Annotated in this window: 16 protein-coding genes and 1 riboswitch; of the genes, 4 read left to right on the forward strand and 12 right to left on the reverse strand. The window is 37.1% G+C overall.

The genetic code is table 11. From position 1 onward, the window contains the following. Nucleotides 1-150 precede the first annotated feature (150 nt). From ACTQ46_RS04725 to ACTQ46_RS04735, 3 genes are read left to right on the forward strand one after another with little or no spacing between them, the layout of a single operon-like run. The gene (locus ACTQ46_RS04725; RefSeq protein WP_441747771.1) at nt 151-750 is read left to right on the forward strand and encodes an anthranilate synthase component II; all 600 of its coding nucleotides are present in this window, start codon (nt 151-153) and stop codon (nt 748-750) included. Next, nucleotides 734-2,089: an aminodeoxychorismate synthase component I gene (gene pabB, locus ACTQ46_RS04730; protein WP_441747772.1), complete on the forward strand. Its 1,356-nt coding sequence runs from the start codon at nt 734-736 to the stop codon at nt 2,087-2,089. Before ACTQ46_RS04725 ends, pabB begins: the two co-directional genes overlap by 17 nt. Continuing rightward, on the forward strand, nt 2,079-2,807 hold the full coding sequence (locus ACTQ46_RS04735; RefSeq protein ID WP_441747773.1) for an aminotransferase class IV: 729 nt from the start codon (nt 2,079-2,081) through the stop codon (nt 2,805-2,807). The genes pabB and ACTQ46_RS04735 overlap by 11 nt, the downstream gene beginning before the upstream one ends. 26 nt (nt 2,808-2,833) lie before the next feature. Here the strand turns inward: ACTQ46_RS04735 and ACTQ46_RS04740 are convergent, their stop codons facing one another. Beyond that, the gene (locus tag ACTQ46_RS04740) at nt 2,834-5,413 is read right to left on the reverse strand and encodes an NYN domain-containing protein (protein ID WP_441747774.1); all 2,580 of its coding nucleotides are present in this window, start codon (nt 5,411-5,413) and stop codon (nt 2,834-2,836) included. A gap of 183 nt (nt 5,414-5,596) precedes the next feature. Between ACTQ46_RS04740 and ACTQ46_RS04745 the strand changes: the two genes are divergently transcribed. Continuing rightward, nucleotides 5,597-6,622, forward strand: a complete 1,026-nt coding sequence (locus ACTQ46_RS04745) for a BMP family protein (RefSeq protein ID WP_441747775.1) — start codon at nt 5,597-5,599, stop codon at nt 6,620-6,622. Nucleotides 6,623-6,825: 203 nt separating this feature from the next. Here ACTQ46_RS04745 and ACTQ46_RS04750 read toward each other — a convergent pair whose 3' ends face one another. The 11 genes from ACTQ46_RS04750 to ACTQ46_RS04800 all read right to left on the reverse strand — a co-directional run bounded on the left by ACTQ46_RS04750 (nt 6,826) and on the right by ACTQ46_RS04800 (nt 16,871). After that, nucleotides 6,826-7,314, reverse strand: a complete 489-nt coding sequence (locus tag ACTQ46_RS04750) for a ferritin-like domain-containing protein (protein WP_441747776.1) — start codon at nt 7,312-7,314, stop codon at nt 6,826-6,828. 74 nt (nt 7,315-7,388) lie between these two features. Then, entirely contained in the window at nt 7,389-8,078 is a 690-nt protein-coding gene (locus ACTQ46_RS04755) for a radical SAM protein (protein ID WP_441747777.1), read from the reverse strand. Between the two features lie 78 nt (nt 8,079-8,156). Further along, nucleotides 8,157-8,633, reverse strand: coding sequence for an ECF transporter S component (locus tag ACTQ46_RS04760; protein ID WP_441747778.1), 477 nt, complete (start codon nt 8,631-8,633; stop codon nt 8,157-8,159). A 1-nt stretch (nt 8,634) separates the two neighbouring features. Next, nucleotides 8,635-9,654 (reverse strand): nucleoside hydrolase, encoded by a 1,020-nt coding sequence (locus ACTQ46_RS04765; protein ID WP_441747779.1) that lies wholly within the window; start codon nt 9,652-9,654, stop codon nt 8,635-8,637. Between the two features lie 23 nt (nt 9,655-9,677). Further along, nucleotides 9,678-9,722, reverse strand: a riboswitch (PreQ1 riboswitch). A 206-nt stretch (nt 9,723-9,928) separates the two neighbouring features. Then, nucleotides 9,929-11,134 (reverse strand): amidohydrolase, encoded by a 1,206-nt coding sequence (locus ACTQ46_RS04770; RefSeq protein ID WP_441747780.1) that lies wholly within the window; start codon nt 11,132-11,134, stop codon nt 9,929-9,931. Between the two features lies 1 nt (nt 11,135). Next, a complete protein-coding gene (locus ACTQ46_RS04775; RefSeq protein WP_441747781.1) occupies nt 11,136-12,473 on the reverse strand; it encodes an MATE family efflux transporter in 1,338 nt (445 codons plus the stop codon). Nucleotides 12,474-12,792: 319 nt separating this feature from the next. Then, nucleotides 12,793-13,509, reverse strand: a complete 717-nt coding sequence (locus ACTQ46_RS04780) for a DUF554 domain-containing protein (protein ID WP_441747782.1) — start codon at nt 13,507-13,509, stop codon at nt 12,793-12,795. Between the two features lie 164 nt (nt 13,510-13,673). Continuing rightward, entirely contained in the window at nt 13,674-14,084 is a 411-nt protein-coding gene (locus ACTQ46_RS04785) for a GNAT family N-acetyltransferase (RefSeq protein ID WP_441747783.1), read from the reverse strand. Nucleotides 14,085-14,185: 101 nt separating this feature from the next. Beyond that, a complete protein-coding gene (locus ACTQ46_RS04790) occupies nt 14,186-14,593 on the reverse strand; it encodes a GlcG/HbpS family heme-binding protein (RefSeq protein ID WP_441747784.1) in 408 nt (135 codons plus the stop codon). Nucleotides 14,594-14,809: 216 nt separating this feature from the next. Further along, complete coding sequence (locus tag ACTQ46_RS04795; protein ID WP_441747785.1) at nt 14,810-16,078, reverse strand: Rid family hydrolase; 1,269 nt, start codon at nt 16,076-16,078, stop codon at nt 14,810-14,812. A 361-nt stretch (nt 16,079-16,439) separates the two neighbouring features. Further along, a complete protein-coding gene (locus ACTQ46_RS04800; protein WP_441747786.1) occupies nt 16,440-16,871 on the reverse strand; it encodes a hypothetical protein in 432 nt (143 codons plus the stop codon). Nucleotides 16,872-16,884 lie beyond the last annotated feature (13 nt).

Raw genomic sequence — 16,884 nt, forward strand, 5'->3', positions numbered from 1 at the left:
AGTTCTATGTAAAAGAAAGCCCGTTCCTTAAACTTGAACCCTTTATATCTCCACTTTATGTCTGAATACAAGAAAGCGTTATTTGCATTTATTTAATAGAAGATTCATAATATATCTAGACTAAAAAAAGAGGTGAATCAATTGTTTTTAATGATCGATAATTATGATTCTTTTGTTTATAATCTTGCAACCTATTTTAAAGAGCTTCATTGCGATATCGAAATATACCGTAATGACAAGATCACAATAAACGAAATAGAATTTTTAATAGAAGAAAAAAAGTTAGAAGGGATTATTTTATCTCCTGGTCCAAAAAGTCCCCTAGAATCGGAAGTTTGTTTAGATATCGTAAATACTTTCAGCCAGAGGATTCCTATTCTAGGCGTCTGCTTGGGCCATCAGATCATTGGCTACTGCAGCGGCTGCGATATTATAAAAGCACCGATTCCCGTTCATGGCAAAATCTCTTCCATTAAACACACAGGCAAAAGATTATTCCATAATCTTCCAAATCCGATGAATGTTACAAGATATCATTCCCTCATTGTAGATGAAAAATCTTTATCCGATGATTTCTATATCGATGGAAAAACTGACGATGGCATTATTATGGCTATCAGTCACAAAGAATACCCTTTATATGGAGTACAATTTCATCCGGAAGCTGTTTTAACACAGGAAGGTCATGCATTATTGAACAATTTTATCCTCATTGCAAAGGAATGGCATAAAAATGAAAACCATAATTAAGAAACTATCCTTCTATAAAAAAATAAAGGATTTTTTGCCCTTATACAAGGATTGTAAAAACACTATTTTCTTAGACTCTTCTCTTGAGAATACCTATGGAAAGTATTCTATTTTAGGAATTTCTCCTGCTGTGATTCTAGAAGAAAAAGACGGGAATTTTTATAAAAATAATCAATCGATGAAGGGCAGTATCGAAGACTATTTAACAGAATTTATAAAGAACAACAAAGAAGAAAATCCTACTTCCCTTCCTCTTATCTCCGGCTTTTTAGGTTATCTTTCCTATGATTACGGCAGAAAATTCGAGAATATAAAAAGCCGGCACCAAAAAATCTATGATATTCCAGATGCAGTCTTTATACTCTACGATTCTTTGATTATCGAGGATTTAGAAAATAAAGAACTTTTTATAACTTCTATTGCAGGAGAGGATTCCATTCAGAAAATCGAAGAAGAAATATGCTCCTTTAATGGAGAGGAACTCATCCCTGAAAAAAATGAATTCTTAGCAGATTTTCGTTCTTTCCATAAAAAAGACGATTATTTAAAAGCAATTCAGCATACCATGGACTATATCGAGGATGGGGATATTTATATTCTGAATATGACGCATCAAATCGAAATTAACAGCAATAAATCTCCTTATGAGACATACAGATATTTGAGAAATCACAACCCGGCACCTTTCAGCAGTTTTATGAACTTTGGAGACTTTCACATACTAAGCAGCTCCCCCGAACGATTCATTCAGATTAAAGAAGGGCTTCTCGAAACCCGCCCCATCAAAGGAACCCGGAAAAGAGGAACTACGCCAAAAGAGGATCTCAGTCTAAAAGAAGAACTTCTTCATTCGGAAAAAGACAGAAGCGAACTTTTAATGATCGTGGATTTAGAGCGAAATGATCTAAATCACATCTGCCAGCCGGGATCTGTTGCGGTTCCTGAGTTGTTTGAAATCGAAACCTATGCTACTGTTTTTCATCTAGTTTCGACGGTACGAGGAAAACTTTATTCCAATACCGGCATTGCCCCTCTTTTGCAATCCACTTTCCCTGGAGGATCCATTACAGGAGCTCCGAAAATCAGAGCTATGGAAATAATCGACGAACTGGAAGAATCCAGACGAGGGATTTATACAGGATCCATCGGCTATTTTTCTAGAAACGGAGATAGCGATCTTAACATTATTATCCGTACTCTCCTTCACTATAAGAACACCTACTATCTCGGTGTAGGAGGGGGAATTACCTATGAATCCGATCCTGTATTTGAATACGAAGAAACGATGCAGAAAGCAAAGGCTCTCTTGCAGGCAGCGGGGCAACGTCATGAAGCTTAATATAGACGACGGATTTCGATTCGGCTTGGGACTTTTTGAAACGATTTTAGTCCTCGATAATAAAGCCGTTTTACTAAAAGAACATCTCCACCGTTTGCAGGAAAGTATGAGTTATTTTAAGATTCAAAAACATATCGATGAAGATGCCTTCCTTGAATTTTTAGAAAAAGATCAAAAAGAAGGAAAATCTGTACTAAAAGCAACTGTTACTACTGAAAATTTTCTTCTAGAAAGAAAAGACTATCTTTATAAAAAGGAAGATTATCAAGAAGGATTCTCCCTAAAGAAAAGTTTTATCCTGCGAAATGAGACTTCTCCTTTTACTTATCATAAAACATTGAACTACGGGGATAATATTCTAGAAAAAAGAAAAGCGGCTCTTTCAAATTTCAACGAACCTTATTTTATTAATACAAAAGGATTTTTCACTGAAGGAGCTACTACAAATCTATTTTTTATGCGGGATAATAAAATTTTCACCCCTCCAGCGGACTCCGGTTTGTTGAAAGGCATCCTCCGAGATTGGGTTATCGATCATTATCGTGTCGAAGAGAAAAATATATTTCAGTATGATTATCATAAGTATGATGAAATCTTCCTCACCAATTCCCTTCTTGGAATTATGCCTGTAAAATCTATCGACGGCCATACTCTTTCTTCCATGGAGAAATCTTTTTCGCTTCATCAGGAATACGAGTCTTTTCTCGACACATTATAGAAGCCTGCCGAAATCGGCAGGCTTTTTTAAATTAATGAGTCGAAGGGATGGTCTCCGATATTTGGATTCTTTTCTCGATACTCCTTAAGGCCTTCTTCATAAGTCCGGATGACCTCTTCCCTAAAATCTTTCGCAGAGATAATAAGACCTCCGGCTCCTCGAACAACTACCTGCTCTGTTCCATCCGATGTAGCAACTCGAACAAGAGTATCCTTGCCTATATCCCGTATATATCTTTCGATGAACTGATCTGCCGTCTCTCCTTCTTTTGTGTACACAACTTCCATAAAATCAAAATCTTCCTTTCGGTAAATTCCTTTTACCTTATAGGCATCAAAAACGACCATAATTTTCTTTTGAGTAAGACCCTGATAGTTGGATAAGATATCAAGCAGTTTTATTCTAGAAGCTTCTAAATCTTCCCTAGGTAGTTCTTTTAGTTCGTCCCAGCTGTGAATCATATTATATCCATCGACAATGATAACTTCTTCTTTCGCTTTATAATTTTCTTTCCCGAGATAGTAATCTTTTTTCGGTTTCTTTCTTGCCTTTCTACTCTCTCTTTTATTGGAATAAAATGTATCTTGCAGTATTTTTTCGATTGCTTCTTCATCTACAATAAATGAAGGTCTCTGGGGATTTATTTGTTCTTCTTCCCTCTTTTTTTCAATCTTGGGCGGGATATGGGCGTAGTCGTAGACCTGATCCCAAGGCACGGTAAAACCGGCTCCTTGACTGCAGAAGACGGAACCTCCCGGCTGCTCCAGATCCCTTAAAGGATTATAACTGCTTTTTCTTAAAACTTCCTCTGCATCATGACAGCTACCATAACCTGAAAATTCCAGCTGTACTCGTCCTGCGCCCTTTGTAAAACTCTGAACTTCGGTAATATAGTCTCTCATAAGAGAAACAGGTACGTCTGCAGAAAAAACAGCCTTCTCCTCTTTTTGTTCCGAATTAATATCTTCTCCCTTTAAACGCGTCAAATCCGTTAATACTCTTCCATAGTACTCGATAGGTATTTCAATCTGTACTTTATAATAGGGCTCTAAGATTTCGCTTTCTCCCATCATCAGTCCCTGACGTACTGCCCGAACAGCCGCTTCTCTGAAGTCGCCGCCTTCTGTATGCTTTTCATGGGATTTTCCCTCTAGGAGGGTGATCTTCGTATCTGTCAGTTCCCCTCCCAATAGTACACCCCTGAAACTCTCCTTTTTTAGGATCTCGAGGATATGATTCTGTTCTCTTGTATTAATTTTTTCGATACTTTTTCCCGGCTCCACACAGATTCCTGAACCTCTTTCTCCCGGTTCCAGCAGCAGCTGCACTTCTGCATAATGGCGGAGTGGTTCAAAATGGCCGATCCCTATGGATGCATCCTTTATTTTTTCTTTATAGATAATAGACCCCTGGTCGAAATGAACAGAAAGATTAAAGCGTTCTTTTAAAACTTCCTTGAGAATTTCCATCAGGATTTCTCCCATTACATGAATGCTAATCTCTCCTGTTTCTGAAAAATAATCTACACGGAGCTCCGGCATCTCTTCTTCTAAAACTTTAAGAGCTTCTAAAAGATCGTTGCTATTCGCATTTTCATCGATATGAACGCCGTAAGTCATAACCGGAGTAAGCAGGGGATGAGTTGTATCTTCTTCAAAACCCAGTCCTTCTCCCGGAAAGGTAGATTGAAGCCCGACTACACCACAAATTTCTCCAGGATAAACTTGTTGAACACTTTCGTATTCTTCTCCAGAATAAATTCTGATTTCATTAATCTTTTCCCCTTGTATAACGGATTTATTTTCCAGTATCCCGCCAGTAATCTTCATTTCAGTAATCCGCTGATTTTGATCTCTATAGATTTTATAAACCTTCGCACCAAATTCTTCTGGATAAGATTTTGAAATCATATATTCTTCCATTCCTGCTGTCAGTTCGTTAACACCCTCTATTTTTAAAGCAGATCCAAAAAAACATGGAAACACTTCCCTGTTCCGAACCGCCTCTTGGATCTCTGTAATTTCAATTGTATCCTCCGCTAAATACTGATCCAAAAATTCTGCTTTGATCACTGCCAGCTCTTCCCAAAGAGCATTTGGTTTTTGATTGAAAGATACAGCCGAAGAGCTTAATTCTTTTTTGATTTCAGTCAACAGCGCCTCTTTTACAGCACCTTCTTGATCCATTTTATTTGCAAATATAAACACAGGAATATTGTAAAAGTCTAACAATTTCCATAATGTTTTTGTATGTGCCCGAACTCCGTCGGAACCGTTTATTACAAGAATTCCATAATCCAAAACAGACAACGCCCTCTCCATTTCAGCTGAGAAATCCGCATGACCTGGTGTATCTAGAAGGATCCATTCTTTGTTTTCCTTTTTTATACGGGCAATCTTTGAAAAAACAGTAATCCCTCTTTCTCTTTCGATTCCCTTTGTATCTAAAAAAGCATCCTGATGATCTACTCTTCCAGGAGAAGATAATACTCCGGAGGAATAAAGCATAGCTTCAGCTAATGTAGTTTTCCCGGAATCTACATGGGCAAGTATTCCGACGGTAATTTTATTGTTTTTAGATGACACTTCCATTTCCTCCTTTTTCATTACATAACTCCCTAATACTCATTATAACAAATATTCCTGTATTATATTTTCTTCCTGCCCGCTTTTGTTAAATCTATGAAAAGGATTTCAAATTCACTGGACAAGACCGAACGGGAATGTTATCATATTGTCAAGAAAAATATTAATATTCTATTCAATTATAAGAAACAGGATGTGATTTATATGAAATTATTCAATTTTGCCATACCATTATTGCTGTTTTTATTAGTATCCTGCGGTGGAAGCTCTTCCGATCTGGAGGCAGAAAATGAACCCCCCGGTAATGAAAGCGTTATCCGAGTGCTTGTCCCTGGAAATGAAAGGTCGAAAGGTTTTATGGCTTCTGGTTTTCGAGGCTTCTCTCGAATAAAATCTGAGATCAGCAATGTAGACGTAGGCTATCTTTCCGATATCAGCGAAACAAGCGAAGAAGCTCTCTCTGAAGCCCTGCGAAAATTAGCTGAAGACAAGCCGGATTTAATCATTGCCGTAGGAGGCCAAAACGATAAAGCCGCTGAAACAGTCAGCAAAGAATTTTCAGACATACAATTTGTTGTAGTGCAGGGAAGCGTAAAAGGCGAAAATCTCAGCAGCTATACCGTTAAACAAGAGCAATCCGCCTATTTGGCAGGAGCCCTTGCAGGTCTTCTAACAGAATCGAATGTTGTAGGCCATCTTTCCGGTACAACTCAGCAGTCCGGACTTGATGCACGAGGTGCCTTCTACCATGGTTTAATATCAACAAATCCTGAAGCCAATTTTTTAACTATTTTTACAGGGGACATGGACAATCCGGATATCAACAAAGAAGCGGCGAAAGCTCAAATCGATGCCGGAGCTGATTATATCTTTACAATGTTAAATGACGGACGAGCCGGCGCTGACGATGCAATGCGCATGAATGAAAAAAAAGTATATGCTATCGGAAATGCTATCGACTGGACCCAGGAAAAAGAAATTTACATCGCTTCCGCAGTAGCAGATCCCAGCGTCGCTGTCTTCACAGCAGCCAAGGATTATGTGGATGGAAATCTAGAGAGCAATAATATAAAAGAATTTGATTTGAATGATGATATGGTTGTAGATCTAGCAATAGAAAATACAGTTTCAGAAAATGTAAAAGAAGAAATTGAGGAAATCAAAAAACAGATTCTAAATAAAAATATCGAGATTGATACCAGCTATCCAGGAGAAGATTTTAAAAAATAACAAGGTGCAAAGTTCAGGTTCTACCAAAACAGCCTTAAATAAAACACTATCATAACAAGGAATTGACTGAAAAAAAGCTGACTTTGCTAAAGCAGCTTTTTTTCTTTTTTAAATTTAAACTTCATTTTTTCTTCCCTGGGATAATTCATTTCAATTCTGTCGAAAAACAAGGAAAAGCCGCATATTTCATGCGGCTTTTTTTATTAAAATGCAGTTGTTTCTAACATTTTTAAGAACTGATCTCTATAATATCTATATTGCTCATCAAATTGTTTATAATGGACTTTTTCCCAAGCAATTAAAATTTTATAAATTTGTTTTGCTTCTTCATTAGATGAATTTGCATAAGCTTCTTCATAGAAACGAATTGCATCTTCTTCCAATCCTCTAGCAACGTTGAAAATTGTCATAGCTCGTTTTGCTTGTGTGTCGTCAAAGCGGGCCCAGTTATAAATTTTCGGCTCTGTTGGTTTGAATTCCGCCATATCTAATTCCAATTCTGCTTTTCTGCCGCCTAGTTTATCTGCTAAGTCTAGTAAGTAGTCGGCGTGTAGAAGTTCTTCATTGGCTAGTTGTTCAAATACAGCCTTGTTTTCCTTGTTGTCGGTAGAATCCGCACCCATCCTGTAAAATTCATAACCTTCGATCTCATTTTGATAAGCTTGTTTTAATACATTGATTTCATTATTCATGAAAAAACACCTCCGTTTAATAGTATTTATACCCATATCTTAAATAAATAACATTGATATCGGTGTTTATTCTATTAATCCCCTACTCCAAAATCCGTTTTTTCGTATAAGACATCAACCTTAGGATCATTCCAGAGATCTTCATACTTTTCTACAAACCACTCTACTAATTTTTCATCTCGTTTTATAGAAGTGCTGTTATTTGTGAAAACATTAATTGTACCATGGGAAAAATGCTCTGTTAATAGCTGTATATCTTTATCTATAATCTCCTTTGACTGTCCTTTGATTCCCACTAAAAGGCAAGGGGAATCGAAGTATTCCAAAACCTCTTTATAGGAATCAAAATCACCATTCTTCTTTAAAAACTCTTCTCGAAACCTTTTATCGAAACTTTCTACCCCGATTTTAAAAACGATAGGAATTCCCATATAATCCCGCATCTCTTTTACTTTGCTTCGATACATCCAGTGGGATTCTAAAAAAAGTTTCTTGATTTTTTTATCTATAATAATCTCTTTTATATAAGCCAAAGTCTCCTTGGGAAGTTCAAAGCAGCTGCCGGAGTTGATCACTTCTAACACCCCAAACTCGCCTGTGACTTTAGAAAGAACTTCCCTATTCAAAGAAATCATCTCTTCTTTATCCCTTGAATTGTCCTCGATATAATCGCAGAAAGTGCATTTCCCCCAGGCACAAGGACGCCCTTTGAGAAGTACGATCTCCCTGGCTGTTTTGTTTAAAATTCTGCTGTATCTCTCCATTATTGTTTTACCTTGCGAACTAAGCTTGAAGGCAGTACCTTAATAATCAACAGTGTCAAAGATAAAGCCAACAGCCTGTCAAAATAATCCGTAAATACCTGAGTAATAAATACAGAAGGCACCATTCCGACGCCCATTTTGCTTAAAATTTGAACGATAATGGAAGATCCGGAAGATGTCGCCAAAAAGATAAGCTGCGGTAATCGAAGAAATAATCGTTCCTGGTATTGCTACAATAAATGCAATCACAAAAAGCTTCGGAGAAAATTTATAACTTTTGTAAAATTTCTTAAAAATCACGCCTGCCATCACTGCTGTGATCAAATTCGAAGGCATAAACCAGATCGCAAAAGGATCCGTAATTTGGTTAATACCTGTAGCAATAATACCTGTTGCCATCCCATATACAGGACCTAGTAGAGCTGCGGAAAATACCGTTCCGATAGCATCTAAATAAATCGGCAGTTTTAAGACTAAGGCAATATTTGCCCCTACAATATTGATGGCAGCAGCAAGGGCTGCGATAGTAATTTTTAGCGTTTTATTATTTTTCATTTTAATTCTCCTCTGAAGCTATAATCTGTTTTAATATCGGCTCTATTTCTTCCTTTTTACAATCAAAAACCTTCTCTATAAATAAAGAGAAAAATTTCAAAGGCTTTGTTTTTTCTAAGACAAAAGAATTCTTCGGTCTTTTCCAAAAATCGAATTCATCAACGATGGACTCGCCGATGGACTCCCCTTCTGTCGTAATCGTGGTGTAAAAAGGTCTGCCTTCGCAGACAGATCTGTCATAAAAATAAGCCACAGCAAGAGGATCGTTAATCACACAGCCGATAACCTCTTCTTGTTTCCAGTGGAAATTAAAATAAAATCTTGTAATTTCTTCGATCAGACTTCCCAAGTCTTCATTCAAATCTTTCATATACTCTAAAATATTCGGAGTCAATACAATTTTTCGGGTCACATCCAGTCCGACCATATAAATAAGCTTGTCTTTTAAGCTATCTTTCTTTGAAAATGCTTCATAGACAATCTTTGCACTATGGGGATCGCACCAGTAATTGTACTCTGCAACAGGAGAACAGTTTCCATGGCTTTTAAAGGTTCCGCCCATGGATACAAATTCATCCAGCCCTTCTAAACAATCCGGATAAAGTTCTAATACCTTAGCAATATTTGTTAAAGGGCCTAAGGCAATAATGGATACCTTCTCTCCAGAAGCTGCTGCAATCTCAAGCTGATCTCGAATAAACCCTGCTCCATCTTTATAAAGCTTTGATTCTTCCCCTAATGATATTTCTGTCTCTCCAAGTCCGTCTTGTCCGTGGGTATCTCTCGCATCCACATATACTCGTTTTAAGGGTTTGTTCTCCCCGATATATACGGGAATGTCTTCTCGATTCATCTTCTTTAAAATCTTTAGAGCATTCTCAGCTCCTTTGTGGGCATCTACATTGCCGCATACCGTTGTAATTCCTAATATATCTAATTCTTTTGATTTTACAGCCAGCATTAATGCCAGTGCATCATCTATACCAGGATCACAATCAATAATAACCTTTCGTGCATTCATTCTCTAATCTCCTTTCATTTTTGAGATACTTGGTTTTTTATACTAGGAAGTTCTCGAACTAGTCCGGATAATTATCCGATTTTACAAATGCAATAAAAAGTTTATCATAAAGAAAGGCAAATATCATCATTCTTTTCTCCTCACAAAAAAACCACTCTATCCTTTCATCTCTATATATACTGAAAAGCTCCGAAACACCATAACTCTTCTATCCCTTATATAGCAAAGAAAACAGCATCTTTAAAATAAAGATGCTGTCAATGTGAAATCTTATTTAGTTTTCAAATTCTCCCTTTACAAACTCGCCTTTGAATAATACCACTCTTTCTGGAATCCTTCTTGCGATCACATGAGCCGAAGATTCACCTTTTACAAATAAAATATCCGCAGAATCTCCAATCTTAGGCCAAATTTGATTTCCTTGATCATCTAAAGGCGTAATCCCGCCAGTGGCTGCCTTTAATGTCCTCGAGATCGAATATTCATCATTAAAGTCGTGGATCTGGCAGGCAGTATTGAGCTTTTCGATAATATCGCCTGTTCCAAAAGGACTCCAATGGTCGTTAATATTATCATTAACTACATTTACTTGTACCCCCTCGTTGATATACAGCATAAAGGGAAGGGCGGGTCTTTCTAAAGGCTGTGTGGTATTAATGGAAATTCCGTATTCCTTAAACTTCCTCGCCATTTTCTGTCCTTCATGAAAACTTATGTCTCCCAGGGATAAGCCGTGGCTGATCGAAACTCTTCCCTTCATATTGTAGTTTTCAATATACTTGAAAATCCTCTCTATTTCGTAGATCCCAAGAGAACCAGGACTATGAAGATGAAAATCCAGAGGTCTGTTGTATTTTTTAGCCAGATCAAAAGAAACTTTCAATGATTTTTCAATATCCTTATCGATCTTGCCAGGATCTAAGCCGCCTAAGATTTCGATTCCTTCTTTTAATGCCTCTACTAAAAATCCTTCCTCATAAGTCTTCAGGTTTCCATGCTGGGGAAAGGCAACCATATCAAAGTCTAGTTTGTGACGATTGTTTTCTAGCACTTCTCTCACAAGATGATAATTTTTAAGACCTATAACAGGGTCTATATTTACCTGTACCTGAAGATAAGTTGCTCCGAAACCCGTAATCAAATCAATTAAAGCCTGAGCTTTTTTTGGTGTATCTTCCAAAAAGTCTTCTAGAAACTCTTCCTCTTCTTTAATCCTTTCCGCCACTGAACTCATTGGAATTACAGCTTTCCAAGGACCGCCGAAATGTCCTTTGTCTAAATGAACGTGATTGTCTTTAAGTGTCGGCAAAGCAAGATATCCTTTTGCATCCAAAGCTTTCCCTTCTGCCTTACCGCTTTTTTCGATTTTCACAATTTTTCCATCTTCTATATAAAGATCCACAAGTTCTGTTATTGTAGAAGTTATTAATCCTTGTTCTTTATAAAAGCCCTTCTCTAATTTTACATTTTTAATCCACATACTATTCACCCTTTTCAAATTCTTTATCGATCTTATTCATTTTGATAAGACCTACTGTATCCGCTAAAATCCAGCCGATAGGAATCGCTATCCATATCCCCCAGACTCCTATAACAGAAATCCCCGATAATATAAAAGCCAGCAATACTCGAGTTCCCAAAGAAATTATCGTTAATAAAAGAGAAATCTCCGGCCGCTGAATTCCTCTAAAATAACCATAGAACAAAAACAACAGCCCGATACCAATATAAAATACCCCTTCTATCCGAAGATAAAGGACTCCAATATCGATAATCTCTTTAAATTCCTGTCCGATAAAGATCATCATAAGATATTTCGCAAAAAGAAAGATCACGAAAGAAGCTATCCCGCAGTAAAGAAGAACCATTTTAACAGAAATTAATGTTCCCTTTTCTATCCGCTCTTTTTTTCCGGCGCCATAATTTTGCGAAACAAATAGGGAATAAGCATTGCCGAATTCCTGAACCGGCATATAGGCAAAGGCATCTATTTTAACCCCTGCAGCAAAGGCCGTCATCACAAGAGGACCAAAGCTGTTGACTAAACCTTGAACTAAAAGTATCCCAAAATTCATTACCGACTGTTGAAAAGAGGCTGCTAGGGAAAAATAAAGAATCTTTTTACCTGCTCCAAGATCGAAATAGAATTTTATAGGAATCCGGAGCTCCGGCTCCCATATAAAAGTATAAATCATAATCCCTATACCAGAAACGACCTGTGCTGCAACCGTTGCAATCGCTGCTCCTCCAACTCCCCAGCGGAAAACGACTATAAATAAAATATCCAGTATAATATTAAGAACTGCTGCAGCCGCCAGAAAAGATAATGGTACCACAGAATTTCCCACAGCCCGTAAAAGATATGCATAATAATTGTATAGAAAAACAAAGAATATTCCATAAAAAATAATCGAAATATATTCCCTTATTCCTTCCATAACCTCCGGCGGAATCTGAAGCAGCTGTAGAATCTCATCGGTAAAATAAATGGAAATCCCCGTCACGATCAAACTGATTATCCCGATAAAAAGAAAGGATATTTGAATACTCCCTTTCATACTCCTCTTGTCTTTTTGCCCGTAGTAAAAAGAAAACACCGCTCCACTTCCCATACAAAGACCGATCAAAATAGAGGTAATAAAAGTCATCAGCGTGAAAGCCGACCCCACTGCGGCCAGCGCATTAGGGCCTATAAACTGCCCTACTACAATACTATCTGCCACATTATAAAATATCTGCAGGAGATTCCCCAGTATCATCGGCGCCGCAAAGGCAAGAAGTGTTCCTCTTATATTTCCAGTTGTTAAATCTTTTTTCATATCATACTCCATTAAGAAAAAGAAAACTTTCAGCATATTCTTTCAGCTTAAAGTTTTCTAAGTGTACTTTTATTCTATTGTAACCTATTTTTTGATTTTCGTACTAATTGTCTTTTATTAAGACAACTTTACAAAACTACCAGATTTTTCCCTGATTTTAAAAAAGCTAAAGGCTCAATCATTTTCTTTTCTTTTTGTTCCTTTAGGAATCTTTGTCATAAGGCCTCCCTTGTTTTGAATGAAAAAAATCTATCCGATTCAAAAACCCTTGAAATAAAAAAAGACAGCTTACGCCGTCTTTTTTTAACCTGCTCTTTCTTTACAGAAACGCTAATACCACTGCGACAACGATGGCAGGCAGAAAATTTGCCACACGAATCTTTTTCCCCCACACAAGATTGAGACCTACACAGAAGATCAAAATAGAGCCAATAAAGGAAATATTAAACAAAGCAGCCTCTGTCATGACAGGTTTTATAGAACGGGCTAAAAGAGTCATTCCTCCCTCAAAAAAAGCTACTGGAATTGCAGAAAAGATACATCCCTTTCCTAAAGAACAAGTCATCACCATAATAATAATAAAATCGAGGACCGCTTTTGTGGCAAGTATAGAATAGTCACCCAGTATCCCGTCTTGAATCGATCCTACAATAGCCATCGCTCCGATACAGACTGTAAGAGAAGCTGTAACAAAAGCTTCGATAAAACTGCTGTCCTCCCCGTTTCCTGTTTTGAATTTTAGCCATTCTCCGAAACGTTCAAACAATCCTTCTATATTTATCAGCTCGCCGATAAACGCTCCCAGTACAATACTGATTACCACAACCATGGATTTCCCGCTTGTAATAAAATTGCCTTCTATCTGCAGCATTCCTTCCATAGCTCCTGCGGTTCCTATAAAAAGAACACTGATTCCGCAGGCTTTCCCAAGAGTCGTTTGAATATCCTTCGAAATATATTTTCCGAACACTCCTCCTGCAACCCCTCCCAATACTATAGCTATCGTATTGATTATCGTTCCTAGTCCTATCATCATTTCCACCCTCTTATTTAGATATACTGCTCGTCCTTTTTCTCAGTATCTTAGATTTAAGCATCACACTCAAAATCAAGTCTTATCAGTATATCATAATAAGAAAAACAGCTCTATCAAAAAGCTGTTGTATAAAGGGCTGCTAAATAAATCAAAATAAAACACTCTTAATCTTCTTTCCTATCCCTAAGCATTCCTGTCTTGTCTTCATCTATACTTTTAAAATGATACTTCTTATAAAATTCATCTGCTGGCTTATTTGCAATCAGCATAATATAGCTGTCTGTAGAAGTGTTGTTGTCAAACCATTCGTCGATTCGAGCCATAATCTCTTTGCCGATTCCCTGACACTGATAAGCTTCATCTACCATAATATCCGTCGCAGCAAATGTAATTCCTCCATCTCCTACAATTCTCCCCATTCCTATGAATTGTTCTTTTTCATAAACACTCACTAGAAAAAGAGAGTTTCTCAGTGCAGTTTCAATATTCTTTAATGATTTTGTTCCTCCGATTTTAGATCGAAGCCTCAAAGAGTTATATTCGAAAGCAGAGGGTATTTTACCAGAATATTCCATATCTCAACCTTCCTTTTTTAAAATAGACTTTTCCCCTCGTTTATAAAACAGTTTTTTTCCTATCTACATAAAAAAACCGCCTTCAAAAAGACGGCTTTGCCCTATAAAGAATTGAAATAATCTACTCCTGCTTGGCATACTCCAGCATCTTCCTCTCCGCTTCCGCCGCTGACTCCTACTGCACCAATGATCTTATCACCTGACTTCAGTGGAATTCCTCCTGCGAAGGGCACTACTCTTCCATCTTGAAAGTTTTGAAGTCCATAAAATTCGCCGCCTGGCTGAATTAAAAGATTTAATTCAGCAGTTGACATTTTTAATGCCACCGCTGTCCAGGCCTTATTTTCGGCAAGTTTTGTTGAAACTAATAACGCCTCATCCATACGGTTAAAAGCTAACAGTTCGCCGTGTTTATTGACCACAGCAAAAACCATATCCAGTCCTTTTTTCTTTGCATCTTCATAACAAGCATCCACAATTTTTTTCGCAAGATCCATATTCATTTCCATCTGACTAATCCTTTCATATTTACAAGTCTTCATGCAGAAAAATGATCTGTATGTCTAGTTTAACCAATTGTTTGTTAAACTTTTATCTTCTAGGATTAATTATAACACTATTTTTTCCTTAACGCTATAATTTGATAATTGATTTACCCAAAACCTTTTTTTGAAATTTTCCACAAAAAAACTGCCTCTATATAGAGACAGTTTTTTGATCTTTTATTATACGATTGGCGGAGTTCCTTCAGCGTTTCCAACGATTGCATCGATTTGTACTAATGCATCTTTAGGAAGATTTGCTACTCCAACAATTCTTCTTGCAGGTGTTCCCTCTGCGAAGAATTCTTTATAAGCTTCTTCTAAAGCATCGATATCGCCGATGTTTTTAAGATAAACATTTACTTTTACAACGTCTTCCATAACATGGTCTACGTTTTCAATGATTTCTTTAATATTTTGCAAACATTGTGCAGCCTGTTCCTTCACGCCGCCAGATACAACTTCTCCAGTTGAAGCGTCAACTGGAAGCTGTGCAGAAATATGGTTGTAGTGAGAGAATGCTACTGATTGTGTAGAAACTGGGCATTTAGGAGCTTTATCAGTGTTATTCGCTTCTAAGATAAGTCCATGTCTGTCTTCAATAGCTTGTGGAGGAGTACCGTCTCCGTAAGAAACAACCGCTTCCATAGAAACTAATGCTTGCAAAGGTAATGCTTTTGCTTCTACAACAGTTCTTGCAGGGAAATATCCTACGGCTCTAGCAATTGCAGAATCCGGGAAGAATGTTGTATAAACTTCATTTACAGCATCTATGTCATTTAAGTCTTTAAGGAATACTGTAATTTTTACAATATCATCCAAAGGAACATCAACGCTCTCAAGGATTGCTTTAATATTTTTTAAACATTGTGCAGCTTGTGCTTTTACATCATCAGAAAGGATTCTTCCTGTCTTAGGACATACTGGCAATTGAGTTGTCACATTTGTATAATGTGAGAAGGCAACAACTTGAGTCGCAAGAGGGAATGATGGTGCATTGTCTGTATGGTTTACAAGTTTTATTAAATCTCCAGCTTGAGGTTCGTTAGGAATGGTACCTTCTCCACAAGAAATTTGTGCATCTACTTGTACCATTGCATCCATTGGAAGTGCATCTACCGCTACTGTAGTTAAAGTAGGAACGTAGATTGGGAAGTAGGATTTATAAACTTCGTTAACAGCATTGATATCTTCGATATCTGTAACAAAAATTGAAATTCTGATTACATCGCTCATTACATGATCGATACTTTCAACGATAGCTTTAATATTTTTAAAACACTGTTCTGCTTGTTCCTTCACTCCCCCCTCAACTAATTTGCCTGTTTTTGGATCGATTGGCAATTGTGCTGAAAAGTTGTTGTAGTGTGAGAATGCAACTGTTTGTGAACTTGAATCAAATTGTGGTGCATTTTCCGTATTTCTTCCTAAAACTGCGTTATTTCCGCCCATAATAATATTCTCCTTTAAAATTGTTTTATTGGTGTGATTTGAGGTCTTACTTAAAAAATAAATAGATTTTTAGACAAAAGATAAATAAGAAATATGTACGACTGTCGAAGACTATTTCCGGCAAAATGTAAAATCCTTTTCCTAAAATCATACCTTTTTTCTTATAAAAGCTCAAAACAGTATCTTTTCAAACAGATACCTTAAATACCATTATAGCAAGGTTTCTGCGTTTTGACTATAAGTCTTTGTATTATTTCCCGTTATTTTCCCCGTTTTGAAGTCTTTCATTCTATTTTGAAAACCCTTTTCTTTCAAAAAACAATCTTCTAGACGCTGTCTTAGGCCTTTCAGCACAATCATCCTAACTCATCTCTTCCTCAATCCCCACTAGTTCTCTGCGTACTTCCTCTAACTTTCTTATGCCCTCTCGGACTTGCGCAAGGGCTATATTAATTTTAGATTGTACCATCCAGTCTACAAATACATTATCAAAGAAAAAGTCTGCAAAACTGATAAAATCATCGATTTCCAAATCTACTCCAATTACTTCATCCACGTCTGTTAATTCTTTTCTAAGATTCTTCATAGAGTCTCTTGCATTCGATAGTGCTGTTTCAGCATGATCCATCTTACCTCGTTTGAACATTGTAGTGACAAAACCGCCGCCGGCCATATCAAAAAAGCCCCAGTTTTTAGCACTTTTTAAATCCCTTTCTGCTATCGTTAGATATTCTAGAGTCTTCTCTGCCGCTAGAATTGCTTCTTGAATTTCTTTCTTTATATTCTTTTCCATGCTCTCGTTCTCC

This window comes from Gallicola sp. Sow4_E12 (genome assembly GCF_052116305.1).
Taxonomy (GTDB): Bacteria; Bacillota; Clostridia; order Tissierellales; family Peptoniphilaceae; genus JBQKLI01.

Coding starts and splice junctions, on each gene's coding strand:
- ACTQ46_RS04725 (WP_441747771.1), top strand. CDS start 151: ATGATCGATAATTATGATTCTTTTGTTTATAATCTTGCAACCTATTTT.
- pabB (WP_441747772.1), top strand. CDS start 734: ATGAAAACCATAATTAAGAAACTATCCTTCTATAAAAAAATAAAGGAT.
- ACTQ46_RS04735 (WP_441747773.1), top strand. CDS start 2,079: ATGAAGCTTAATATAGACGACGGATTTCGATTCGGCTTGGGACTTTTT.
- ACTQ46_RS04740 (WP_441747774.1), bottom strand. CDS start 5,413: ATGAAAAAGGAGGAAATGGAAGTGTCATCTAAAAACAATAAAATTACC.
- ACTQ46_RS04745 (WP_441747775.1), top strand. CDS start 5,597: ATGAAATTATTCAATTTTGCCATACCATTATTGCTGTTTTTATTAGTA.
- ACTQ46_RS04750 (WP_441747776.1), bottom strand. CDS start 7,314: ATGAATAATGAAATCAATGTATTAAAACAAGCTTATCAAAATGAGATC.
- ACTQ46_RS04755 (WP_441747777.1), bottom strand. CDS start 8,078: ATGGAGAGATACAGCAGAATTTTAAACAAAACAGCCAGGGAGATCGTA.
- ACTQ46_RS04760 (WP_441747778.1), bottom strand. CDS start 8,633: ATGAAAAATAATAAAACGCTAAAAATTACTATCGCAGCCCTTGCTGCT.
- ACTQ46_RS04765 (WP_441747779.1), bottom strand. CDS start 9,654: ATGAATGCACGAAAGGTTATTATTGATTGTGATCCTGGTATAGATGAT.
- ACTQ46_RS04770 (WP_441747780.1), bottom strand. CDS start 11,134: ATGTGGATTAAAAATGTAAAATTAGAGAAGGGCTTTTATAAAGAACAA.
- ACTQ46_RS04775 (WP_441747781.1), bottom strand. CDS start 12,473: ATGAAAAAAGATTTAACAACTGGAAATATAAGAGGAACACTTCTTGCC.
- ACTQ46_RS04780 (WP_441747782.1), bottom strand. CDS start 13,509: ATGATGATAGGACTAGGAACGATAATCAATACGATAGCTATAGTATTG.
- ACTQ46_RS04785 (WP_441747783.1), bottom strand. CDS start 14,084: ATGGAATATTCTGGTAAAATACCCTCTGCTTTCGAATATAACTCTTTG.
- ACTQ46_RS04790 (WP_441747784.1), bottom strand. CDS start 14,593: ATGGAAATGAATATGGATCTTGCGAAAAAAATTGTGGATGCTTGTTAT.
- ACTQ46_RS04795 (WP_441747785.1), bottom strand. CDS start 16,078: ATGGGCGGAAATAACGCAGTTTTAGGAAGAAATACGGAAAATGCACCA.
- ACTQ46_RS04800 (WP_441747786.1), bottom strand. CDS start 16,871: ATGGAAAAGAATATAAAGAAAGAAATTCAAGAAGCAATTCTAGCGGCA.